The sequence below is a fragment of the Geobacillus sp. LEMMY01 genome (assembly GCF_002042905.1).
Taxonomy (GTDB): Bacteria; Bacillota; Bacilli; order Bacillales; family Anoxybacillaceae; genus Geobacillus; species Geobacillus proteiniphilus.
On sequence record NZ_MVKA01000028.1, the window covers coordinates 1 to 23,430 of the forward strand.

General features: G+C 54.8%; 23 protein-coding genes, 1 tRNA gene, 1 pseudogene and 1 riboswitch. Of the genes and pseudogenes, 24 read left to right on the forward strand and 1 reads right to left on the reverse strand.

Annotation, left to right across the window (positions count from 1 at the left end; translation table 11 throughout):
• From B1A75_RS13425 to B1A75_RS13455, 6 genes are all read left to right on the forward strand, one after another.
• Nucleotides 1–226: IS66 family transposase (locus B1A75_RS13425; RefSeq protein WP_139761737.1), on the forward strand; the 226-nt coding region annotated here is incomplete at its 5' end.
• A gap of 467 nt (nucleotides 227–693) precedes the next feature.
• The gene (locus B1A75_RS13430; RefSeq protein ID WP_074043683.1) at nucleotides 694–2,010 is read left to right on the forward strand and encodes an ABC transporter substrate-binding protein; all 1,317 of its coding nucleotides are present in this window, start codon (nucleotides 694–696) and stop codon (nucleotides 2,008–2,010) included.
• Between the two features lie 181 nt (nucleotides 2,011–2,191).
• The gene (locus tag B1A75_RS13440) at nucleotides 2,192–3,499 is read left to right on the forward strand and encodes a carbohydrate ABC transporter permease (protein ID WP_074043681.1); all 1,308 of its coding nucleotides are present in this window, start codon (nucleotides 2,192–2,194) and stop codon (nucleotides 3,497–3,499) included.
• Nucleotides 3,500–3,514: 15 nt separating this feature from the next.
• Complete coding sequence (locus B1A75_RS13445) at nucleotides 3,515–4,342, forward strand: carbohydrate ABC transporter permease (RefSeq protein ID WP_074043680.1); 828 nt, start codon at nucleotides 3,515–3,517, stop codon at nucleotides 4,340–4,342.
• A 269-nt stretch (nucleotides 4,343–4,611) separates the two neighbouring features.
• Nucleotides 4,612–5,058 (forward strand): MaoC/PaaZ C-terminal domain-containing protein, encoded by a 447-nt coding sequence (locus B1A75_RS13450; protein ID WP_074043679.1) that lies wholly within the window; start codon nucleotides 4,612–4,614, stop codon nucleotides 5,056–5,058.
• A gap of 158 nt (nucleotides 5,059–5,216) precedes the next feature.
• A complete protein-coding gene (locus B1A75_RS13455) occupies nucleotides 5,217–6,512 on the forward strand; it encodes an MFS transporter (RefSeq protein WP_074043678.1) in 1,296 nt (431 codons plus the stop codon).
• A gap of 162 nt (nucleotides 6,513–6,674) precedes the next feature.
• Here B1A75_RS13455 and B1A75_RS13460 read toward each other — a convergent pair whose 3' ends face one another.
• Complete coding sequence (locus B1A75_RS13460; protein WP_254866637.1) at nucleotides 6,675–7,841, reverse strand: transposase; 1,167 nt, start codon at nucleotides 7,839–7,841, stop codon at nucleotides 6,675–6,677.
• Nucleotides 7,842–7,971: 130 nt separating this feature from the next.
• Here B1A75_RS13460 and B1A75_RS13465 point away from each other — a divergent pair.
• From B1A75_RS13465 to B1A75_RS13550, 18 genes and pseudogenes are all read left to right on the forward strand, one after another.
• Nucleotides 7,972–8,043, forward strand: a tRNA-Gln gene (locus tag B1A75_RS13465).
• Nucleotides 8,044–8,300: 257 nt separating this feature from the next.
• Complete coding sequence (gene rraA, locus B1A75_RS13470; protein ID WP_074044436.1) at nucleotides 8,301–8,786, forward strand: ribonuclease E activity regulator RraA; 486 nt, start codon at nucleotides 8,301–8,303, stop codon at nucleotides 8,784–8,786.
• A gap of 112 nt (nucleotides 8,787–8,898) precedes the next feature.
• Nucleotides 8,899–9,153 carry a hypothetical protein gene (locus B1A75_RS13475; RefSeq protein WP_074044443.1) on the forward strand — a complete coding sequence of 85 codons (255 nt, stop codon included), beginning with the start codon at nucleotides 8,899–8,901 and terminating at the stop codon, nucleotides 9,151–9,153.
• Complete coding sequence (locus B1A75_RS13480) at nucleotides 9,143–9,529, forward strand: aspartyl protease family protein (RefSeq protein WP_074044437.1); 387 nt, start codon at nucleotides 9,143–9,145, stop codon at nucleotides 9,527–9,529. Before B1A75_RS13475 ends, B1A75_RS13480 begins: the two co-directional genes overlap by 11 nt.
• 55 nt (nucleotides 9,530–9,584) lie before the next feature.
• Nucleotides 9,585–9,722 (forward strand): annotated as a pseudogene (locus B1A75_RS13485) (RraA family protein); the annotation flags it as partial.
• Nucleotides 9,723–9,782: 60 nt separating this feature from the next.
• Nucleotides 9,783–9,974: riboswitch (cobalamin riboswitch) on the forward strand.
• A 178-nt stretch (nucleotides 9,975–10,152) separates the two neighbouring features.
• Nucleotides 10,153–10,527: a (2Fe-2S) ferredoxin domain-containing protein gene (locus B1A75_RS13490; RefSeq protein WP_074044438.1), complete on the forward strand. Its 375-nt coding sequence runs from the start codon at nucleotides 10,153–10,155 to the stop codon at nucleotides 10,525–10,527.
• Between the two features lie 2 nt (nucleotides 10,528–10,529).
• On the forward strand, nucleotides 10,530–11,237 hold the full coding sequence (locus tag B1A75_RS13495) for a HoxN/HupN/NixA family nickel/cobalt transporter (protein WP_254866638.1): 708 nt from the start codon (nucleotides 10,530–10,532) through the stop codon (nucleotides 11,235–11,237).
• Between the two features lies 1 nt (nucleotide 11,238).
• A complete protein-coding gene (gene cobJ / locus B1A75_RS13500) occupies nucleotides 11,239–13,035 on the forward strand; it encodes a precorrin-3B C(17)-methyltransferase (protein ID WP_074044440.1) in 1,797 nt (598 codons plus the stop codon).
• A 101-nt stretch (nucleotides 13,036–13,136) separates the two neighbouring features.
• On the forward strand, nucleotides 13,137–13,973 hold the full coding sequence (locus tag B1A75_RS13505; RefSeq protein ID WP_079936351.1) for a sirohydrochlorin chelatase: 837 nt from the start codon (nucleotides 13,137–13,139) through the stop codon (nucleotides 13,971–13,973).
• 14 nt (nucleotides 13,974–13,987) lie between these two features.
• Nucleotides 13,988–14,764 carry a precorrin-6A reductase gene (cobK, locus tag B1A75_RS13510; protein WP_074044656.1) on the forward strand — a complete coding sequence of 259 codons (777 nt, stop codon included), beginning with the start codon at nucleotides 13,988–13,990 and terminating at the stop codon, nucleotides 14,762–14,764.
• A 162-nt stretch (nucleotides 14,765–14,926) separates the two neighbouring features.
• Nucleotides 14,927–15,574: a precorrin-8X methylmutase gene (locus B1A75_RS13515; protein ID WP_074044657.1), complete on the forward strand. Its 648-nt coding sequence runs from the start codon at nucleotides 14,927–14,929 to the stop codon at nucleotides 15,572–15,574.
• A gap of 5 nt (nucleotides 15,575–15,579) precedes the next feature.
• The gene (locus tag B1A75_RS13520; protein WP_074044671.1) at nucleotides 15,580–16,698 is read left to right on the forward strand and encodes a cobalt-precorrin-5B (C(1))-methyltransferase; all 1,119 of its coding nucleotides are present in this window, start codon (nucleotides 15,580–15,582) and stop codon (nucleotides 16,696–16,698) included.
• A complete protein-coding gene (gene cbiE / locus B1A75_RS13525; RefSeq protein WP_079936352.1) occupies nucleotides 16,664–17,869 on the forward strand; it encodes a precorrin-6y C5,15-methyltransferase (decarboxylating) subunit CbiE in 1,206 nt (401 codons plus the stop codon). Before B1A75_RS13520 ends, cbiE begins: the two co-directional genes overlap by 35 nt.
• Nucleotides 17,866–18,567, forward strand: a complete 702-nt coding sequence (gene cobI / locus B1A75_RS13530; RefSeq protein WP_074044659.1) for a precorrin-2 C(20)-methyltransferase — start codon at nucleotides 17,866–17,868, stop codon at nucleotides 18,565–18,567. The genes cbiE and cobI overlap by 4 nt, the downstream gene beginning before the upstream one ends.
• Nucleotides 18,564–19,337, forward strand: a complete 774-nt coding sequence (gene cobM / locus B1A75_RS13535) for a precorrin-4 C(11)-methyltransferase (RefSeq protein WP_074044660.1) — start codon at nucleotides 18,564–18,566, stop codon at nucleotides 19,335–19,337. Before cobI ends, cobM begins: the two co-directional genes overlap by 4 nt.
• 1 nt (nucleotide 19,338) lies before the next feature.
• Nucleotides 19,339–20,538: a cobalt-precorrin 5A hydrolase gene (locus B1A75_RS13540; RefSeq protein ID WP_079936353.1), complete on the forward strand. Its 1,200-nt coding sequence runs from the start codon at nucleotides 19,339–19,341 to the stop codon at nucleotides 20,536–20,538.
• Nucleotides 20,484–21,848, forward strand: coding sequence for a cobyrinic acid a,c-diamide synthase CobB (locus B1A75_RS13545; RefSeq protein ID WP_079936354.1), 1,365 nt, complete (start codon nucleotides 20,484–20,486; stop codon nucleotides 21,846–21,848). Before B1A75_RS13540 ends, B1A75_RS13545 begins: the two co-directional genes overlap by 55 nt.
• A complete protein-coding gene (locus B1A75_RS13550) occupies nucleotides 21,841–23,355 on the forward strand; it encodes a cobyric acid synthase (RefSeq protein WP_074044663.1) in 1,515 nt (504 codons plus the stop codon). Before B1A75_RS13545 ends, B1A75_RS13550 begins: the two co-directional genes overlap by 8 nt.
• The last annotated feature ends 75 nt before the right edge of the window (nucleotides 23,356–23,430 follow it).

Consider the following 23,430-nt stretch of genomic DNA (forward strand, 5'->3'; position numbering starts at 1 on the left):
AAAKAMAGMAGTGCCGTTTGACAATAACCAAGCCGAACGCGATTTACGGCTGTTGMAAGTCAAACAAAAAMTCTCTGGAACGTTTCGTCAGGAAGACGATGCCGAGGCTTTCTGTGTCATCCGCAGCGTCGTTTCCACCCTGCAAAAACACGGAAAGCCGGTGTGGGAATCGTTGCAAAGACTTCTAAGCGGAGAGCCTCTTCAAACGATTCTCCATTCCTCCTAGGGCATTTTCGATACTGGGAATGCCCTATTGGTGCTGGATTCTGAAAATCTCGCTAGTACTGGGCTGAATAGATACAAAAGAATTTGGGGGCTTGACGAAAGATTTTGCCGCGATGTAAGATGGTTTTGTAATCGATTACATAATGAAGGTTGGAAAAAGAAACCGGCAAAGCGGATAGGGGGCGCGATGATGATAGACAAGTTGCCTTCATTGAAAAGGGGAACGTATAGGCGATGCCCGCTTTTCGGCTTTGTCGAGAAAAGAACAGACAAGCGAAAATAACGGTTATTCATCCATTTGTATGTAATCGATTACAAACAATCGATGCATAGACAAGCAGTGGGGGATGCCAAGTCAAAAGTCAATGGATGTCATGTCCAGGGGGTGATTCGGGCAGTCGAAGCAACCGCCATACGCGATGCCATGTGGTGTTTGACAAATCAAAAATCTAAAGGGGGAGAACGACGATGAAAAGGACTTTGAAATCATCTGCAATTTTGTTAGCGCTTACGATGGGGCTCGCGGCATGCTCCGGAGGCCAAAGCGCCAGCGATGCGGGCAAAGACAGCAAAAAAGAAGAAGGAAAAACCGGCCAATCAGAAAAAGTCGTGAAAATTGTCTATGCCCGCGGCCAAGATTCCACGAAAGCCACCGAAAAAATCATCGAAGCGTTCGAGAAAGCGCATCCGAACATCGATGTAGAATTTCGCGAAATGCCGGCTGACACCGGGAAGCAGCATGATACGTATGTCACGATGTTAAATGCGCAGTCGTCGGAAATCGATGTCATGGATCTCGACGTCATTTGGCCGGCTGAGTTTGCTCAAGCAGGTTATACGCTGCCGCTCGACCGCTTTATTGAGAAAGACGGCATTGACCTAAGCAAATACAACCAAGGAGCGCTTGCGGCCGGCAACTTCAATGGCAAGCAATGGGCGATGCCGAAATTCATTGATGCCGGCATGTTGTTCTATCGCACTGACCTTGTGCCAAAGGACAAAGTGCCGAAAACATGGGATGAACTCTTAAAAGAGGCGAAAGAACTGAAAGGAAAGGGCGGCACGAAATTCGGCTATTTGATGCAGGCCAAACAATATGAAGGATTGGTGTGCAACGCGGTGGAATTTATCGCCTCTTACGGCGGACAAATCGTTGATAAAAACGGGAATGTCGTGATCAACAGTCCAGAAACGATCAAAGGGCTGAAGAAAATGGTGGAAATCGTCAAGTCCGATGTTGTGCCGAGCAACATCACCACATTCACCGAACCGGAATCGCATACCGCGTTCATTGAAGGGCAATCGCCGTTTATCCGCAACTGGCCTTATCAATACGCGTTAGCGAACGACAAAGAACAATCGAAAATCGTCGGCAAAGTCGGCGTGGCTCCGCTTCCGGCCGGGGACAAAGGTTCGGCTGCCGCACTGGGCGGCTGGATGACAGCCATCAACAAATATTCGAAACATCCGAAAGAAGCATGGGAATTTGTCAAATTTATGACGGGGCCGGAGGGGCAAAAAATTTCCGCGATTTACGGCGGTTTAGCGCCAACGCTTCCGGAATTGTTTAAAGATCCGGATGTCTTAAAAGCCAATCCGTTCTTTGCCGAAGAAGGATTTGTCAATGCGTTGAACGCCGCTGTGCCGCGCCCGGTCGTCCCGAATTATCCGGAAATTTCGGAAATCATCCAAATTAACGTATCCAAAGCGCTGGCCGGGGAGCTGACGGTCGAACAAGCCGTGGCCAATATGGAAAAAGAAATGAAAGCAGCCTTGAATAAGTAAGGCGAATGACTTGGCCGGCGCGCGGTAGCGGCCCGGATCTGGCCAACGCCGGCCAATGCCCCATCAGTCAAACAAAGAACGCGATTTTGTTTGACCACTTTCGGTTCATTAGCCTTCAGACCGTTGTCTGCCCGGTGCTGAAGGCTAATATCCTTTTCCAAGCAGAAGGGAGAGAACAGCGATGAGGAATGAAAAGCGAATGGAGCGCCTATTAGGCTATTCGCTTGTCGCGCCGGCCATGCTGCTCATTTTGGCGATTGCCATTTGGCCTGTCATCCAGTCCTTTTATTACAGCTTGTTCGACTATCGGCTCAACGACCCGACCAAATCGTCGATTCACTGGAGTTACAGCCTCGATCTGGAAGGATATCTACAAAACTATCCGTTCCTCAAAAGCGCTCTTAAGCAGGAAATGGCGGCTGCGGATGGACAAACGAAACAAACGTTGGCGCAAATCGAACAAAAACTCGCGAAACTGGACGCGGCGATCCGTTCCAACGATCAAGTGGCGAAGCAATATGACAAAGTGAACGAAGTGCTCGACAATTTCGAGACGCCAAGCGACGAGCTGAAGATCGCCGAGCTGGACAAACAGACGGCCGAGCGGCTGACCGTCACGGTTCATGATGTCGTCGAGACGCTCAAAGAGATGAAAAAAGCGGGCGAACTGCAGCAGGCGGATAAAGTCGTCGGCCTTGCCGAAGGGCTCGAAGGGGTCGTGATCGAGCCGAACTTTGTCGGCCTCAAGCATTATAAGGACAGCTTCAGCGACATGCGCTTATGGAAAGCGTTATGGAATACGACGTTCTTTACGGTGGTGTCGGTCGCCATTGAGCTGGTGTTAGGACTCGGAATTGCGTTGCTCATCAATAAGGCCTTTTTTGGCCGCGGGCTTGTGCGGGCGACGATTTTGATTCCGTGGGCGATTCCTACCGCCGTATCAGCGCTTATGTGGAAATTTTTATACGATGGACAAAACGGCATTGTCGCCAAATATTTCGAAACAATCGGCCTTGTCGACCGGATGGGGGATTTGTTGACGACGGAAGCGGGGGCGATGTTTGCGGTCATTTTTGCCGATGTATGGAAGACAACCCCCTATATGGCGCTCTTGCTGCTGGCCGGGCTGCAAACGATCCCGAGTTCGTTGTATGAGGCCGCCTCCATCGACGGAGCCACCAAATGGCAGCAATTCACAAAAATCACGCTGCCGCTGTTAAAATCAAGCATTTTAGTCGCGTTGTTGTTTCGCACGCTCGATGCGTTCCGCGTGTTCGACTTGATTTACGTCTTAACCGGCGGAGGACCAGCGAACTCGACGGAGACGATTTCAATTTTAGCGTATAAAGTCATGTTCTCGCAGACGAATTTCGGCGCGGGGTCGGCGCTCGCTGTCATCGTGTTTCTCTGCGTGGCGGTGATTTCCATGATCTATATTCGCTGGCTTGGGAAAGATTTGTTGTCTGATGGCTCCAGCGTCAAACGATAACGAAGGGGTGAGACGATGCAAAAAAAAGCCGGTCCGTTCTTTTACGTGTTTTTGGCCCTGTTTGTGTTCTTTGTGATGTTTCCGTTTTTATGGGTTTTGCTCAGTTCCATTAAGCCGCTCGGCGAATTGTTTGGCGACAAAGCGTTCGATTGGTTTACGAGCCATCCGACCTTAAAATCCTATGTGTCGGTCTTTGTCAATTACCCGTTTTTGCGCTATTTATGGAACAGCACGGTTGTTGCCACCGTTACGACGGTGTATACGGTATTTGTCGCCGCGTTTGCGGCTTATGCGATTGCGCGCCTTGAATTTAAAGGCAAGACGGTCATTCTCGGCTTGGTGTTGGCTGTATCCATGTTTCCGCAAATTGCCACCATTTCTCCGATTTACATGTTTGTGAAAAAATTCGGGTTGACGAACAGCTACTTGGGATTGATCATTCCGTATACGACGTTTGCCTTGCCGTTGTCGATTTGGCTGTTGGTCACCTTTTTCCGCAAGATTCCGTTTGACTTGGAAGAAGCGGCGAAAATGGACGGGGCGACGCCGATGCAGACGTATTTTAAAATCATTTTTCCGCTCGCTGTGCCAGGGGTGTTTACGACGTCCATTCTCGTCTTCATTGCCGCATGGAACGAATTTTTATTTGCCTTGACGATCAATACGGCGGAAAAATACAAAACCGTTCCGGTCGGCATTGCCATGTTCCAAGGCCAGTATACGATCCCGTGGGGCGAAATTTCCGCGGCCACCGTGATTGTGACGATCCCGCTCGTCATCATGGTGCTGTTGTTCCAGCGCCGCATCGTCTCTGGGCTCACGTCCGGCTCGGTAAAAGAATAAGGAACGAACATGAAAAAGGATGCCAGGCGAGCATCCTTTTGTTTTTTGCGGTAATGCCCATTTTGAAACACGAAACAGAGAAGGAGCTGTTCTATCAGCTCGACTCCGTTCATATGTTAATGACAGACGGCTAGCGGGGAGGGATGCGTAAAGGCCAAAGATGATATGATTAATATTCAGAATATTAACAAAATAGGTGGTGGCAGCCGCGGAAAGGGGGTGGAATTTGTTTTTACTCTTTTTTGCACCAATCAAGGGGAGGGGAAGACGTGCGATTTGATCGTCCGTTTGAACAGTATGCGCTTGGCGAGCGCCACCGTTCGCGCGGGCGAACGATCACCGAAGCTGATATTGTGCAGTTTGCCGGCGTTTCCGGAGATTTTTATCCGCTGCACATGGATGGGGAATACGCCAAGCGGACGCCATTTGGCGAGCGCATCGCCCATGGGATGTTGACGCTGTCGGCGGCGACGGGGCTGTGGATGATGGAGCCGGGAGTGGTCCTGGCGTTTTATGGCATCGATTCACTTCGTTTCGTTCGTCCCGTCAAGATCGGCGATACGATTTACGTGGAATCGGAAGTGAAGCGGTTGACGGAACGGGGCGAGGAAGCCGGGCTCGTCACGGTGCATCAGTGGATCGTCAACCAACGAGAAGAAACGGTCGTCGATGCCGTTGTGCATGTGCTTGTTGCGCGGGAAGGGAAAGCTCCATGACGGGCTTGTGGTACGGCATTACGGTCTGACAAAGAAACGAGTCAATGACGGTTTGTTTTTGGAAGCGCTGACATCATGCTCATTTTTGGCTATCATCCATTTGTTTTTCCGTTTCCATGAAATGCGCGCACTTTGATTGCGTGAAAGGGGTGTTGTGAATGGCTGTAACGATGATGGATGCGGCGGAATTGAAACGCCAAAAAAAGCGGGCGGCGATTTCCAGTGTGGTCGGTACGACGATTGAATGGTACGATTTCTTCCTTTACGGGACGATGGCCGCTCTCGTGTTTCCACAATTATTCTTTCCACAAGGAGATTCGTACGTCGCGCTGATGCAATCCTTTACCACCTTTGCTTTAGGATTTATCGCCAGGCCGGTCGGCGCCGCGATTTTCGGCCATTTCGGCGACCGCATCGGGCGGAAGGCGACGTTGGTGGCCACTTTGTTGCTGATGGGGTTGGCGACGGCGTTCATCGGCCTGATGCCGACATATGAGCAAATCGGCCTGTGGGCGCCGGTGTTGGTGACCGTGCTTCGTCTCATTCAAGGCATTGGCGTCGGCGGGGAATGGGGCGGTGCCATTTTGATTGCGATGGAGTGGGAAGAAGGCAAACGACGCGGGTTGATGGCTTCGCTGCCGCAAATGGGCGTGCCGTTCGGGCTGTTGTCCTCTTCCCTTGTGACGACGCTGATGCTTGCGGCGGGCGGCGACAGCTTTTATGCGTGGGGATGGCGCGTTCCGTTTCTCATCAGCTTCCTTCTCATCGCCGTCGGGTTGTATATCCGACTGAAAGTGCTCGAATCGCCGCTGTTCCAAGAAGCGATGAAAAAACAAGAAACGAGCAAGATGCCGGTCGGCGAAGTGTTGGTCAAACATCCGCGCGAAATCCTTTGGTCGGCGCTTGCGCGGGTGATTGAAAACGGGTCATTCTACATTTTTGTCACGTTTATCGTCAGCTATGGGACGACATTTTTGGGGATGGAAAAAAGCATTTTCGTCAATGTGACGATTATCGCTGCGGTGATCAACGCGCTTTCGATCGTCTATTCCGGCCATTTATCGGATCGGTGGGGCCGCCGCCGCGTCTACATGACGGGCACGATTTTGTTGATGCTTTGGGCGTTTCCGTATTATTGGCTTGTCAATACGAAAAGTGTCGGGCTGATCTTTTTGGCGACGGTCGTGGCCATGCTGTTCCACGGCATGCTGTATGGCCCGCAGGCGGCCATGATCGCGGAAAACTTCCCGACGCGCTTGCGCTACAGCGGCGCTTCGCTCGGTTACCAGTTGGCATCGATCATCGCCGGCGGCCCAGCGCCGCTCGTGAGCACATGGCTGCTGCACAAATACGGCAGCGCCACGGCCATCTCCTTCTATATCGTCGTCATGGGCTTGATTTCGCTGGCTGGGGTGAAAATGCTGCAAGACCGTGCGCGTCAGGCGATTGAGTAATCGAACCTAATTCCATTACGGGCGCCGTTGCGTTCAGGCAAAGGCGCCCTTTTACGCTGTCTGCTTGCAGTGCGGACGGGCGGATATGTTTGTTTAAATGTTCATACTCATTTTGACACTCCGCACGCCTAAAGGCGTGGGATTCTTGGGTCGTTGGCGTCCTCATCCATTTCTGGTTCGGACAACGCCCAAGTTCAGGGGTGTGTCATCACCCCGTCCCATCGGGTTAAGATGTACCCCAATGGGCGGCGCACCTGTGACCAGTGCGCTAGGTTCGGCGCTCAAACCCGAAATCGCTTTGGCGATGTTGATCGCGCCATTCAAGTCAGCATGGAGAGTGTATCCGCACTTTTGGCATCGGAAGCGGATGCCGTTTCGGTTCGCTTTCTCTCGATGTCCACATTTACACGTTTGGCTCGTGTAGGTCGGCTTCACCCACTCCACCCGAATGCCCGCCATTTCCGCTTTATAGGCAATCATCGTTTGCAGTTGGTGAAATGCCCAAGAATGAAGGCTTCGTCCTGCTTCTTTGGCCGATGTTGCCCGCTTTCGAATCCCCGTCAACTCTTCCATCCGAATCACGCCAACACCGTTGGCGAGGGCAAAACGGACGATTTGACGGCTGATTTTGTGGTTTCGATCCTTCATCCAGCGGGACTCTTTACGGCCGATTTTGCGAATCATATGGAGCTTCTTGGCTTTGCCCAACTTTCGACGCAAAGCCGCATATCGTCGGCGAATGAAAGCGCATTGGCTGCCCTTGAAAAACAACGATTTCGTTCCCACGCTGGCAACGGCGATATAGCGAAGCCCAAGGTCAACCCCCATCACCTTTGTTTCGTGTCGCGGCTCCACTTCAAATGTGATCGCAACAGCCAAGTACCATTTCTTTCTCTTTTTGTAGAGCTTGGCTGCCCCTTGTTTGGCTGTTCCGTCCAACAATCGATTCAGCCATGCTTCTTGATAGGGACGCGTGACCACCGGCACACCGACTCGCTTCTCTAATGTTGGGAATGAAACGGTGTAGAACTCTCCTTTCTTTTCAACCTTTACGTTTTGATTGTTAAAGCAACACCATAATGTTCGAAACTTCTTTGTTTTCTGGTTTTTCTTTTGGGACTTCACTTCTCGAATCGTTTGATTCACGACAGCAGAAGGAAACCGTTGCGACGAAAACTCTTTAAATAGTTTGCTCRTCGCTTGATTCAGCTCGGGATGATTCAACAGCCAATTCGCAAACGCTGTATTCACTTCTGTCATCCGTTCGTACATGTCTTGTTTGACTTTCGTTGGTTTGTGCAGTTCCAGCCTTAGTGTGATCGTCGGCATGGATTCACCTCCTTGTGGCGATTACAGGATACCATTTTTTTAGAATCATTCAAAGAAAAAGGCTCGCTTTCATCCCACCTCTAAAGGAGTGGGCTTTCTCGCTCGCGGGTCTGTAAATGGCAATCAACGTTGGGCTATAGCCAAGCGGCAAGGCAACGGACTTTGACTCCGTGATGCGCTGGTTCGAATCCAGCTAGCCCAGCTGAACGTCTGGTCAAACCGGAGGGGCTTTGGGCCGGCGAAAACGGTCTCCGCCATATATCGGCGCGGGGCCGTTTTTTATGGTTTCAATGCGAGCGGTGGAATACATCGAAGCGATTGACGGCCACACAATGGTTTGGTTCACATCGCCGCGTTCGTGTCAGTCGTTCGAATGAAAGATCGTCGACAAAAAACTGCTGAGGCAGAAGGATTTTGGCGAATGACGGCGAATGCAAAACATGAAAGGGGAGAGCGACAATGAAAACAGCCGATTTATGCGATCAATTTTTAGACGAGTTGCAAGTATGCGAGTTGCCGTTCCAATCGTACGGCGGAAAGCGGGCGTTTTCCGGGCCGATTGCGACGGTCGACGTGTTTGAGGACAACGTTCTTGTCCGCGAAGCGCTGGAGACGGTGCCGCCGGGGACGGTGTTGGTTGTCGATGGAAAAGGCTCGCGCCGCGTCGCGCTATTAGGCGACCGGCTGGCGCAAATCGCTTGCGAGAGGGGGCTTGCTGGCGTCATCATCCACGGCTGCATCCGCGATTCAGCGGAAATTGGCGCCATGCCGATTGGAGTGATGGCGATCGGCACATGCCCGGTGAAAAGCAAAAAAGAGGGAAAAGGCTCACGCGACGTTGTGCTCGAGTTTGGCGGCGTCCGCTGGGAGCCAGGGGCGTACGTGTACGCTGATGCGGACGGCGTTGTCGTCGCTCGTGAAGATGTGCGTCTAAAAAACGATTGATGGTTATCATAGAGGAGTTGTACTACGATTGTACGAACGGCGCTGTGGTGCCAAAGTTTTCGATTTTTGGGCAGTGATATATGGATACAAAGAACAATTTGAGGTGATGGAGATGAAATGGCAGGAAGTGCGTTTACTGTATCCAAACCAATTTGTGAAATTACAGGTATTGAAGTCTCATTTACAAGGGGATCAGGAAATCATTGAAGAGGTGGCTGTCATTGGAACGGTTTCGGACGAGGACGCAACTCGGGAGTTACTGCAATCAAAAGGGAATCAGTTTGTTTATCACACTAGTCACAAGGAAATTGTCTTAAAAGTTCGGAAAACGATTGGTCTAAGAGGGAAATTTCGTTATGCAAATTGAATATCGTGATGGGTTGTTGTTTACATCGATAGAAATCGTTTACCAAGGAAGGTCTAAATTGGTTAATAATATGGTTATTGATACTGGTGCTGTTAAAACACTGATTTCTCAAAATGCAGTAGAGGATATTGATTTGCGAGTAGAGATGAGCGATCATATTGTTACTTATTATGGAATCGGTGGAAAAGAGTACGCATTTGCAAAGAAATTGGACTTTATTAAGTTAGATTCTTTTCAACTGAGAGAGTATGAGATTGATTTTAGCGGGATGGACTATGAAGGGATTAACGGTTTGTTAGGATTAGATATATTGCTGGACGCTGGATTTGTCTTAGACCTGGACAAATTAGAGATGTATCGTTCCGGTCAAAAATAAATGATCGGTGTCTGTGGTCCGAAAAGAGTTCGTGCCACTGTGTACCGCTCGAAATGCAAAAAAAGAAGGAAAAGGCGCCCGCGACGTTGCGCTTGAGTTTGGCGGCGTCCGCTGGGAGCCGGGGGCGTACGTCTATGCTGATGCGGATGGCGTTGTCGTCGCCCGCGAAGATTTGTCGGCAAAAAACGGTTGACGGCAACGCATTGGTTGTACTACGATGAAAACGGATGCTTGTTCCATGACAGCGCATATATGGCGGTAAGACAAACAAGGTGCCTAGCCCGCTTAGGGCTTGGGTGAAAAGGGAAGCCCGGTGAAAATCCGGCACGGTACCCGCCACTGTGATGGGGAGCTTTGCGGCAACAAGTCACTGAAGGATGCTTCGGGAAGGCGCCGCCAAGCGATGATCCTAAGTCAGGAGACCTGCCTTGTTTGGATTCGGACGGATGCCTACGGGACTATAGGCAGACGTGCGGAAGAATGATGGCCGAATAAGGCTTCTTTTAGCTTGTTTATGGCTTCGTATGCATTTTTCTGCACCTCTGCTAGAGAGGTGCTTTTTATTTTGCTTTAAACGCAGCTGAGCGTTCTGCATGTCTATCATTCTCGTGAGGAGGAATTGGATGGCGACGTGGGATTTACGAGGAGTGAGACATCATGTATTCATTTGCAACGGCGGGACGTGCCTGCGCCATGGCGGCGATGAAGTGACAGTCGCGGTGCGCGAAGAAATCGCCCGCCTCGGGCTGGATGACGCGGTCCATACGACAAGGACGCGCTGCAACGGCCGCTGCCAAGACGCATGCGTGATGATCGTCTACCCGGACGGCGTCTGGTACCGGCTGATGACCCCGGAGAAGGCAAAAGAGGTCGTCCATCGCCATTTACAAAACGGCGAGCCGCTTCGCACGTGGGCGGCGTATGAATATCGTGAAGACGGGTTGACCCGTCTTGGTGGGACGGAGTCGGTTATTGGCGTTCGAAAGAGGGGGACGTAATGATGGAATGGGCCAGTTATGTAATGTTAGCGATATTTCTCGGCATGCGTCATGGGATGGACAGCGACCATGTCGCGGCCATTGCGGATATGGTCGGAAGCGAGTCGCGGCGAAGACAGCAGTTAGCGCTCGGAATCATGTACGCTATTGGACACGGAGCGATCGTGTTTGTCATGGGGGTGGCGGCGCTCGTGGTCGGCGCCCGGCTTCCCGAGTCGTCAGCCGCCGCCATTGAGCTCTTAGTTGGCGGTACGCTTGTGCTTCTTGGCGGGATGATGCTTTTTTCTCTTTTTCGGCGGGGTGAGGTGAAAAGCCGGTTTCAGCTCCTTTATGAGTTCGGCCATACGGTCACCCGATGGCTGCGGGGAAGGCGGGAAATGGACAGTTGCCGTTCTTTTTCGCATGTTGGTTGGGCTGGCGCCTTGATCATCGGCATCATTCATGGCATTGGCGTCGAAAGCCCGACCCAGCTAGCCATTATCACCCACGCGGCCGGAAAAGTGCATGTGAGCGCCGCTGTCCTTCAGCTTGTGCTGTTTGTCGCCGGCTTGCTCATTGCGACGATTGCCACAGCGGCTGGATTATCGTGGGGATTTTGGAAAGCCAAGCAGCGGGAACGGCTGTTTTATGTCCTTGGTGCGGTCACAGGGATCTACAGCATATGGTTAGGGATGTCGATGATAATCGAGATATGGAGAGGGGGACTGTAAAGTGGGCGGCAAATTGCTCATTGTCGGCTTTGGCCCGGGAAGCGTCGACCATATGACGAAACGGGCTCGGGAAGCGATTGAAGAAAGCGACGTCATCATCGGCTACAAAACGTACATCGAACTTGTGCGCGACCTGATTGTCGGAAAGGAAATCATCAGCACTGGCATGACGGAAGAAGTGAGCCGCGCCCAAGCGGCGGTGAAATGGGCCGAGCGCGGCAAAACGGTCGCCGTCATCTCAAGCGGCGACGCCGGATTGTACGGCATGGCCGGGCTCGTGTATGAAGTGCTGATCGAAAAAGGGTGGACGAAAGACAGTTCGATCGAAGTCGAAGTCATTCCCGGCATTTCCGCCATCCATTCGTGCGCCGCTTTGCTTGGAGCGCCGATTATGCACGATGCGTGTACGATCAGCTTAAGCGATCATTTGACGCCGTGGGAGCTGATTGAAAAGCGGCTCGAAGCCGCGGCGGCCGCTGACTTTGTCATCGCCTTGTACAACCCGAAAAGCGGGCGGCGCACCCGGCAAATCGTCGAAGCACAGCAAATTTTGCTGCGCCACCGCGCGCCGACGACACCAGTTGGGCTGGTGAAAAGCGCGTACCGTGAACGCCAGCACATGGTGCTCACTGATTTGGCGCATATGCTTGACCATGAGATCGGCATGTTGACGACGGTGATTATCGGCAACTCAACGACATTCGTCCATGACGGCGTGATGATCACGCCGCGCGGCTACCAGCGCAAGTATCAACTAGCAGCCGCCGTCCAGCCGCTCAAACCGCATGAACGGCTGCGCAAAGAAGCGGAGCCGTGGGCGCTTGACCAGACGAAACCGCTGGAAGATGAGGACGAAGGAAGCACGGGGGCACCGGGGGCATCAGGGACGTCCGAAGCGGCTGTCCTCGCCGGGGACGACCAGAAGGATCGTGCTTTCACCGCCTTGGCCACCGCGGTTCGACCGTCGTCTGTTGCCACGGTCACTAAGGAGGCCGAGCCAACGCCGCCGGCTGCCGTTTTGCCGACGCTTGCCGCGCCGCTGGCAAAAACAGCGGAACGGCAGCCGACCGCCGCGCCAAAACGGGTGAAAGAAACAGCCGAAGACGCGCTCGCCGCTTTAGAGAGACGGAAAACAAGAAAGACGGCGGCCGTGTTGTTGGAAGCGGCGGTGAGCCCGGGCGTGGCCAATAAACAGTTCACCCCGGAACAGCTCATCGTGCTTGCTGAAGTGGTAGGGACGGATGGAAAAATGACCTACACGCCGGATCATTATATGAAAATCGAACGGTTGACAGAGGACCCAGATGGGCTTGTGGCGCGTCTCGTTGACGCCGGGCTGATCGTGATGCCGGTCGGTGATGTGCTGACGGTGAAGGCATGTGATTTTTGCGATGGAGAGAAAAAAGACGCCATTCCATACGCGGAGGAATTGGCTCGCCGATTTGGCGGCATGGCGCTGCCGAAAGAGTTGAAGCTCGGCATCAACGGCTGCGGGATGGCGTGCTACGGCGCGGTGCGCGAAGATATTGGGCTTGTGTACCGGAAAGGGAAATTTGATTTGTTTTTGGGCGGAAAAACGGTCGGCCGCAACGCCCATCCCGGCCAGCTCGTCGCTGAAGGCATTCCGCCGGAAGAGATTGTGGCTGTTATGGCAGAAATTATCGAACAGTATCAAGAACAAGCACATCCGAATGAACGGTTTCATAAGTTTTTCCGCCGCGTGAAGCAAGTCGGACGTTTTTCACACGAAGAGGCAAAACCGGCGGCGTCCATCGAAACGCCGGCTTGCGGTGAGTAACGGGAGCACGCGCCGGCTTTGATTAAGGGAGATCATTGGGGGATTGCGCTTATAGGGAACGGCGGAAGACGTCCGCCACAAAAAAAAGGGGGGAAACAAGGATGAGAGCCATTTTATTTGTCGGCCATGGCAGCCGCGACCCGGAAGGGAACGAGCAAGTGCGGAAGTTTGTCGACCGCCTGCGGCCGCGTTTGCGCGATTCGTTTCATATTGAAACAAGTTTTTTAGAATTTGGCCGTCCGTCGATCGGCGAAGGAATCGAACGCTGCGCCGAAGTCGGGGCAACGGAAGTGGCGGTCATTCCGCTCATTTTATTGCCGGCCGGGCATTCGAAGCTGCATATTCCGGCGGAAATCGATGAGGCGAAAGCGCGCTACCCGCATATGGCGTTCCGCTACGGCCGCCCCATCGGCGTCCATGAGCAGACATTTGCTATTTTGCGCGAACGATTGCAAGAAATCGGCGAGCGGCCGGAGCAGCCGGACGACGGAACAGCGGTCATTTTGCTTGGCCGCGGCGGGAGCGATCCGGATGCGAACAGCGATTTGTATAAAATCGCCCGCCTCTTTTGGGAACAGACCGGCTATGCGCTTGTTGAACCAGCGTTTATGGGTGTGACGACGCCGTCGCTTGATGACGCTGTCCGCCGCTGTCTCATGCTCGGAGCTAGGCGGATCGTTGTTCTTCCGTATTTTTTATTCACCGGCATCCTTATTAAGCGGCTTGAGCAGCAAGTGGTGCAATACCAAGCTGAGCACTCGCATATCTCGTTTGCGCTTGCCGGCTATTTCGGATTTCATCCGAAGCTTGAGGAGATCGTGCTTGACCGCCTCAACGAGGTGCTCGGCCAAACGGTGGCGATGAATTGCGACATCTGTCAATATCGGCTGCACGCCGCCCATCATCACCATCACCATCATCATCACCACCATCATTGAAGGAGGAAGCGTCGATGATTTTGTTGTTAGCCGGAACAAGCGATGCCCGCGAATTGGCGGTGATGATCCAACAGGCTGGCTATAACGTGGCCGCGACGGTCGTCACCGATCACGCGGCCGAACAGCTTCGGTCGGCCGGCATTCGCGCCTATGCCGGCCGCTTGGATGCGTCCCAGCTTTCCGATCTGGCCAAAGCCGAGGGGGCCAAAGCGATTGTGGACGCGAGCCATCCATTTGCTGAAGAGGCGTCAAAAAATGCTATGCAAGCGGCAGCAGACGCCGGGTTGCCCTACATTCGCTACGAGCGGCAGGCGTCCTCGTTTTCGTCCGAGAAGGTGACATTTGTCGACAGCTATGAAGAAGCGGCTGACTTGGCGGCGGAAAAAGGCGGCGTCGTGATGCTGACGACCGGCAGCAAAACGCTCGACATTTTCGCTGCCAAGCTGCTCGGGCGCCCGGACGTCAAGGTGATTGCACGGATGTTGCCGCGAAAAGACAATCTTGACAAATGCGAGCGGCTCGGGTTTTCCCAAGAGCAGATCGTCATGATGCAAGGGCCGTTTACGAAAGAGCTCGATCGGGCGCTATACCGCCATTTCGGCGTCACGGTCGTCGTCACGAAAGAAAGCGGCAAGGTCGGGTTTGTCGATGAGAAAATCGCTGCCGCCGAGGAGCTCGGCATCGATGTCATCGTCATCCGCCGCCCACGGTTGTCATACGGCATCGTGCATCACGATTTTGCCGGCGTGCTCGATGCGTTGAAGCAACATGCACCACTTCCAACCGTGTAAAACGTGTTTTCAGAAAAAACAGCAAAACGTTTTTCGCGCCAATGGCGTCCCATGCGTCTGAGCTTGTTGCCTTCATGCGGGAAGCGAAGCGCACGGATGGAAGGAATGGGCTTCTAGCGGCCGCCCATGCAAGCGATCAAAGGAAGAAAGGAGAGAATTGTCATGGACTTCCATACAACATTTCGTCCGGCGACGGTGCAGCCGGAACAAATTGAAGCGCGCAGCTTTCAAATCATTGATGAGGAAATTGGGGAACATTCATTTACGGAAGAACAATATCGAATTGTTCAGCGCGTCATCCATGCATCGGCTGATTTTGAGCTGGGCAAAAGCCTCATTTTCCACCCGGATGCGATCCGCTCAGGCATTGAAGCCATTCGGAGCGGCAAGCTCGTCGTCGCCGATGTGCAAATGGTGCAAGCCGGCGTCAATCAAGCGCGGCTCAAGAAATTCGGCAGCGCGGTGCGCGTTTATATTTCCGATGAAGATGTCATTGCTGAAGCGAAACGGCTGAACACAACGAGGGCGATCATCGCCATGCGCAAAGCGGTGAAAGAAGCGGAAGGCGGCATTTTTGCCATCGGCAACGCTCCGACGGCGTTATTGGAGCTCATTCGTCTCATCAAAGAAGGAGAGGCGCAGCCGGGATTGGTGATCGGCTTGCCGGTCGGATTCGTCTCGGCGGCGGAATCGAAAGAAGAATTGGCGAAACTCGATGTGCCGTTTATTACGAACCGCGGCCGCAAAGGAGGAAGCACAGTGACCGTCGCCGCCTTGAACGCTTTATCGTTGCTGGCCGAGCGAGGATGACGGCGATGGAAACGAAAAAAACGCTGCGTGAAGGGTATACGACCGGATCGTGCGCGACAGCGGCAACGAAAGCAGCGCTCATTGCGCTTATTACCGGAAAGGCGCAGTCAGAAGCGACGATCCGTCTGCCGATTGGTCGAGTGGCGACATTTTCGCTCGCCTCCTGTTCGTTCGATGGCGAAACGGCGACGGCGGCGGTCGTGAAGGATGGCGGCGATGACCCGGATGCGACGCATGGCGCGCTCATCGTTTCCACTGTCTCGTGGACCTCGTCGCCGGGCGTTCATATCGATGGCGGTGAAGGGGTCGGACGCGTCACGAAACCGGGGCTGCCGGTGCCGGTCGGGGAAGCGGCGATCAATCCGGTGCCGCGGCAAATGATCCGCGAAGCGGTCGGCGAAGTGTTGGCGCAATACGGTCTAAATCGCGGGGTGAAGGTCGTCATTTCTGTGCCCGGCGGCGAGGAAATCGCCAAAAAAACGTTGAATCCGAGACTTGGCATCATTGGCGGCATCTCGATTTTAGGAACGCGCGGCATCGTCGTTCCGTTCTCCACCGCCGCCTACCGGGCGAGCATCGTGCAGGCGATTCAAGTGGCGAAAGCGAACGGCTGCCGCCATGTTGTCATCACGACCGGGGGGCGGAGCGAAAAGTATGCCATGCAAGAATATCCGCATTTGCCGGAAGAAGCGTTTATCGAAATGGGCGATTTTGTCGGCTTTACACTGAAACAATGCAAACGGCTTGGCATCAAGACGGTGTCGATGGTCGGGATGATGGGGAAATTTTCGAAAGTCGCCCAAGGAGTGATGATGGTGCACTCGAAAAGCGCCCCGGTCGACTTTGGTTTTTTGGCTGCCATCGCCGAGCAGGCAGGTGCTTGTCCAGAACTGGTGGCTGCGGTGCGCGGCGCGAATACAGCGGCGCAAGTCGGCGACATGATGCAAGAAGCCGGTTGCACGAAGTTTTTCGAGTTGTTGTGTGAAGCGTGTTGCCAGGCGGCGCTTCACGAAGTCGGAGGCGGCCTGACGGTGGCCACGTCCATTTACACAATGAACGGACAACGATTAGGAAAGGCGGTGCAGACCGATGGGGACGATGAAGTTGATCGGCGTGGGGGCTGATGGGCAAGCAAGTCTTCCTGAGCTGTATCGACGCTGGATTGATGAAAGCGAGCTGCTTGTCGGCGGTGCGCGGCAGCTGGCGATGTTTCCTGAATACGAAGGAGAAACGATGGTCATCCGCCGCGGACTGGCGGAGCTGGTGGAGCGGCTCCGTCATGAGACGCGCAACACGGTCGTGCTCGCTTCCGGCGATCCGCTGTTTTACGGCATCGGCAGCTATTTGGCCGGCAAATTGCCGATCGAAGTGTATCCGGCCGTCAGCTCGGTGCAATGGGCGTTTGCGAAAATGGGCGAGTCTTGGCAAGACGCGGCGTTCATCAGCGTCCATGGCCGGCCGTTGACAGGCTTGGCTCAACGGATCGACGGGCGGCGCAAAGTCGCCATATTAACCGATGAGACGAACTCGCCGGCCGCCATCGCCCGCTATTTGCTCGAGTACGGCATGACGGAATATGAGGCGTTTGTCGGCGAGGAGCTCGGCGGGCCGAATGAGCGATGCCGGTTTTTCAAGCTAGAAGAAATGGCAGAAACCGAGTTTTTTCCATTAAATATAGTCATTTTGCGGCAAACCGCTCCCGGTCCGGTTTGGCCGCTCGGCATTGACGATGATGAATTTTTCCAACGCAAGCCGGACAAAGGGCTAATTACAAAGAAAGAAATTCGCGTCTTAAGCGTAAGCGCCTTGCGCTTGCGCCTGGACAGCGTTGTCTGGGACATTGGGACGTGCACGGGTTCGGTCGCGATTGAAGCGGCGAAAATCGCCCGCGACGGGGCGGTGTTTGCGATTGAAAAAAATGAATACGACCTTGAGATTTGCCGGCAAAACTTGCGCAAATTCCGCGTTGACATCACGCTTGTGCACGGCAGGGCGCCCGATCGGCTCGATGAGTTTGCCGACCCGGATGCCATCTTTATCGGCGGCACGTCAGGCGCGATGGCGCCGTTGTTGGACGTCTGTGCGAAACGGCTGAAGAAAAATGGACGCATCGTGATCAACGCGGCAACGGTTGAGACGCTTGCTGAAGCGGGCCGCGAGCTGCGCGAACGCGGGTTTCATGTCGACATCACCCTCGCGCAAGTGTCGCGAAGCAAGCCGATTTTAGAGTTGACGCGCTTTGAGGCGCTCAATCCGGTGTATATTCTGGCTGCGAAGCGGGAGGGAGACGAATGACCGGCACGTTGTACGGCATCGGCGTTGGCCCGGGCGATCCGGAGCTTATGACGGTGAAAGCATACCGCCGCCTAAAGGAAGCGGATGTCATCGCCTATCCAAAAAAAGGGCGGCAAAGCAAAAGCTATGCGGAACAAATTATTGATGCGTATTTTGCGCCAGAGGAAAAACGGCGGCTCGGCCTGCATTTTCCGATGACAAAAGACCCGGCCGTGCTTGAGCCGAAGTGGAACGAGGCGGCGGACGCCATTTGGGCGGAGCTGTCGGCCGGGCGCGATGTCGCGTTTGTGACCGAAGGCGACCCGCTGTTGTACAGCACGTTCATCCATTTGATGCACGTGATGGAGCGCCGCTATCCGGAAGCGCCGATTGAAGTTGTCCCTGGCGTCAGTTCGGCCAACGCTGCTGCCGCTAGGCTTCGTCTGCCGCTGGCGGATGGTGATGAAACCGTGGCGATCGTGCCCGCCCGCGACGATGTTGAGGTGATGAAAGCAGTGCTTCTTGAGCACGATTGCGTCGTCTTTTTTAAAGTGGCGAAAGTGATCGATTTGATGATTCGCCTCTTGCGTGAGCTCGATTTGCTTCATCGCGCCGCTGTTGTGACGAAAGTGACGTCCGGCGAGGAAGTGGTATGGAACGTTGAGGAGCTCGACGGGGCGGAGCTCGAATATTTGACATTGATGGTGGTGAGAAAGTGAAGCTGTATATCGTAGGAGCGGGGCCGGGCGCACCAGATTTGATCACGGTTCGCGGCGCCGAGCTTCTCGCTGCGGCGGACGCCATTTTTTACACAGACTCGCTAGTGAGCGCGGAATTGATCGAGCGCTACCGGAAGCCGGATGCTGACGTTTTCCATACCGCCGGCATGCATTTAGAAGAAATGGTCGCGGCAATGGTGGAACAAGTGAAACAAGGCCGGCTTGTCGTGCGCGTCCATACCGGTGATCCATCGATTTACGGGGCGACGCTTGAGCAAATCGCTTTGTTGAAGCAAGAAGAAATTGAAGTGGAAATCGTCCCCGGCGTCAGTTCGGCATTTGCCGCCGCGGCAGTCGTGCAGGCGGAGCTCACCATCCCGGAATTGACGCAGACGGTGATTTTCACCCGCGCCGAGGGGCGGACGCCGATGCCGCCGCGTGAGAAATTGCAGGAGCTGGCGCAACATCATTGCACGCTCGTTCTTTTTTTAAGCGCGACGCTTGCAAAAAAAGTAAGCGCGGCGCTCCTTGAAGCGGGCTGGAGCGGTGATACGCCGACGGTGGTCGTCTATAAGGCGACGTGGCCGGATGAGATTGTGATTCGTTCCACCGTTGCCACAATGGCTGAGGATATGCGGCGCCATGGCGTGACGAAGCACGCGATCATGTTGGCCGGTTGGGCGCTCGATCCCCATATTCATGAGCGCGGATACCGTTCGAAGCTGTACGACCGCACGTTTACGCACGGATATCGAAAGGGGGAGAAGTAAGGTGGGGGCTGCTGCCGCGAACAACGAAAGACACGGCTCCTACGCTGTCGTGGCCATTACGAAACACGGGGTCGAGATCGCCCGACGTCTTGGCGGCGCTCTTGCGGGAGCGGACGTTTATTATACGGATAAATTCGCCCGCGGTGATGAAGCCAAGCACGGGATCCGCCTGTTTTCCGGCAACGTCAGGGCCTTGTTGCCGGAGTTGTTCGCCCGCTATGACGGACTCATTTGCATCATTTCGCTCGGCGCTGTCGTGCGGATGATCGCTCCGCTGTTAAAAGATAAAAAGACCGATCCTGCGGTCGTGGTGATCGATGATAAGGCTGAACATGTGATCAGTGTTCTGTCCGGCCATTTGGGCGGAGCGAACGAACTGACGCGGCGCGTTGCTGCCATTTTAGGCGCCCGCCCGGTCATTACGACCGCTTCTGACGTGCAGCAGACAATCGCCGTCGATCTGTTCGGCCGCCAGTTCGGCTGGGAATGGGAATCAGCTGACAAGCTGACGCCGGTGAGCGCCGCGGTCGTGAACGAAGAGCCGGTCGCGATCGTGCAAGAGTCGGGGGAAACCGGCTGGTGGCCGGAAGGGCGGCCGTTGCCCAAAAACATTGCCGTGTACGACTCGATCGCGGAAGCGCTCGCTGCCCGCCCGGCGGCCGCGCTTGTGGTCACTCACCGCCTGCTTGACCCGGAAGAGGAAGCGATTTTACAAAACGGCGTCCTGTATCGTCCGAAAGTGATCGCCTTGGGCATCGGCTGCAACCGCGGCACTTCGGCTGAAGAAATTGAGGCGGTCATCCATGAGACGTTGGCGGAGCTTCATTTTTCGATCAAAAGCGTCAAGGCAGTGTGCACCATTGATTTGAAAAAGGATGAACAAGGACTTTTGGAGGTAGTAAACAAATATGGATGGGAATTTGTTGTGTATACGCCAGAGGAGCTGAACACGGTGCCGATCGAAGCGCCGTCGGAAACGGTGTACCGCTACACCGGTGCGTACGGGGTGAGCGAGCCGGCCGTGAAATTGTACAGCGGGGCCGATCGGATGGCGCTGGTGAAAAAGAAGTCCGGCAATGTGACGATTTCCGTGGCGCTCATCGATCATCAAAAGAAAGCGACCATGAGAGGAAAGGAGAAACAGGCATGCGACGGCTTGTCATCGCTGCACCGGGAAGCGGCGCCGGCAAAACGACCGTGACGCTTGGGCTGATGGCGGCACTGAAGCGGCAAGGTTATACGGTGCAAGGGTTTAAATGCGGCCCGGACTACATCGACCCGACCTACCATACAGCTGTGACCGGCCGGCCGGCGCGCAACTTGGACAGTTGGATGATGGGAAGCGAAGCGGTCAAAACGGTGCTCGCCAATGGCTGTCAAGGAGCGGATATCGCCATCATCGAGGGAGTGATGGGGCTGTTTGACGGGAAACAGCCGCTTTCTGACGAGGGGTCGACGGCTGAAATCGCCGTGTTGACCGAAAGCCCGGTGTTGCTTGTCGTTGATTGTTCCGGCATGGCCCGCAGCGCCGCCGCCATCGTCCGGGGCTTTCAGACGTTTCGTCCGGATGTGCGCCTCGCCGGCGTGTTTGCTAATCGCGTCGGCAGCGAAGGGCATTTTCGGCTCATCAAGGCAGCGGTCGAGCAAACGTGCGGGGTGCCGGTCGTCGGGTTTCTCACGCAAGACGAAGCGTTGGCGCTGCCGGAGCGTCATTTAGGGCTCGTGCCGTCCGTGGAGCGCGGCGAGCTGGACTCCTTTTTTGCTGAGCTCGGGCAAAAGATGGCGCAAACCCTCGATTGGGAAACGCTCTTTGCCATCGCCGCCGCGCCGTCGCTTGCGCCGCCGCGCCCGTTCATCCACCCCTCTCGGCGCTACCGGGTGCGCGTCGCCGTCGCCAAGGATGCCGCCTTTCATTTTTACTATCCGGAGAATCTGGAGATGCTTGCCGCCTGCGGCGCGGAGCTTGTTTATTTTTCCCCGCTCGCCGGCGAACCGCTTCCAAAAGGGGTGAACGGATTGTATATCGGCGGCGGGTTTCCGGAAGAGTTTGCCGCCAAGCTCGCCAAGCAAACCGCGGTCAAACAGTCGATCCGCGCCGCCATCGAACACGGGTTGCCGACGTTGGCCGAATGCGGCGGGTTTATGTTTCTCACCGAACAGCTTGTTACGACGGACGGCACGGCCTATGAGATGGCAGGCGTCATCCCGGGGAGGGTCGTGATGAAGACGAAGCTCGCGGCTCTTGGCTACCGCGAAGTGCGTGGTCGAAAAGGAAATTTTCTATTGCCGGAAGGAGAAACGGCGCGCGGGCATGAATTTCACTATTCCGTGTACGAACCGCGGGGCGAGGCGCCGTTTGCCTACGAAACGAGCGGCCGGAAAGGAACAAAGCCTGACGGTTATTTGGCGCACCGGCTTGTCGCCGGCTATGTCCATTTTCATTTCGCGTCTGCCCCGGCGATGGTCGAGCGGTGGCTCGCCGAATGCGAGAAGGTGACAATCAATGGCTAAGGCGCTGCCGATTATGTTTCAAGGCACCCATTCTGATGCCGGCAAGAGCGTCATCGCCACCGCGTTTTGCCGCATTTTCGCCCAAGACGGCTGGAAGACGGCGCCGTTCAAGTCGCAAAACATGTCGTTAAACTCCTACGTGACGCCGGACGGAAACGAAATTGGGCGGGCGCAAGGCATTCAGGCCGAAGCGGCCGGGGTGGCGGCCCGCGCCGAGATGAATCCGATTTTGATTAAGCCAAGCCGCGAGCATGAATCGCAAATCGTTGTGCTCGGCAAACCGTACGGCAATATGCAGGCGTTCGCTTACCGGAACGAGTTTTTCCACCAAGGGCTGGCCGTCATCCGTCGGTCGCTCGAAACGTTGATGAACGAGTATGACCGGATTGTCATTGAAGGAGCGGGAAGCCCGGCGGAAGTAAACTTAAATGACCGCGAGTTGGTCAACATGCGCGTCGCCCGCCTTGCCAACGCCCCGGTCGTGTTGATCGGCGATATTGAGCGGGGCGGTGTGTTCGCGAGCCTCTTTGGGACGCTGGCGCTGCTTGAGCCTGAGGACCGAAAGCGGGTCATTGGCGTCATCATTAACAAGTTTCGCGGCGATGTGGCGCTATTGCAGCCGGGGCTCGATTGGTTTGAGCAGTACACTGGCGTGCCGGTGCTTGGCGTCGTCCCGTATTTGCCCGATTTGGCGATCGATGCCGAAGATTCGCTGGCGCTTGAGCGGTTTGCCGCATCGCCCGATGAGGGCGGGGCGATTGATATTGCGGTGATCCGCTGTCCGAAAATTGCCAATTTCACTGACATCGATCCGCTTCTTTCTGAGCCGGATTGCCGTGTCCGTCTGGTGACGCATGCCGACGAGCTTGGCGAGCCGGATGTGATCGTGCTGCCGGGTAGCAAAAATACGATCGAAGACTTGATTTATATGAAGAAAAGAGGGCTCGCTTCCCGCATTGTGTCGCTTGTCAATGAAGGAAAAGCGAGAGTCGTCGGCTTATGCGGCGGCTACCAAATGCTTGGCGCCGTCATCCGCGATCCGTATGGAGTCGAGACGCCGCTCCCAGAAGTAAAAGGGCTTGGTTTGCTGCCGATTGAAACGACGCTTGAGCGGACGAAAATCACGATCCGTACGGAAGGGATGCTTACGTGGGCGGGCGAGCGGTTTTCGGTGCAAGGATACGAGATTCATATGGGCCGTTCGGCGCCGCTTCCCGGCTATGCGCCGCTTATTGAGGCGGACGGCCGCCATGAAGGGGCGAAGCACAGTGATGAGCGGGTGCTGGGCACATACATGCATGATTTGTTTCATAACGATGCGTTCCGCACCGCGTTTTTCAACAACATTCGCCGCCAAAAAGGAATCGCTCCTTCTGGCGTCCGACTCTTTCGCTCGCTCAAAGAAAAGGCGTTCGACCGGCTTGCCGCTCATGTCCGCCAGCACGTGGCGGTCGAGCGGATCGAACAGATCATGAATGAATTCCAGCAAAAGTCGGCGGCGCCGTGAATGATATGGTGCTAGAAGAGAAAGGAGGAAAGCGCGCATTGGGCCCCGCCCTGATCATTCATGGAAGAGGGGGGA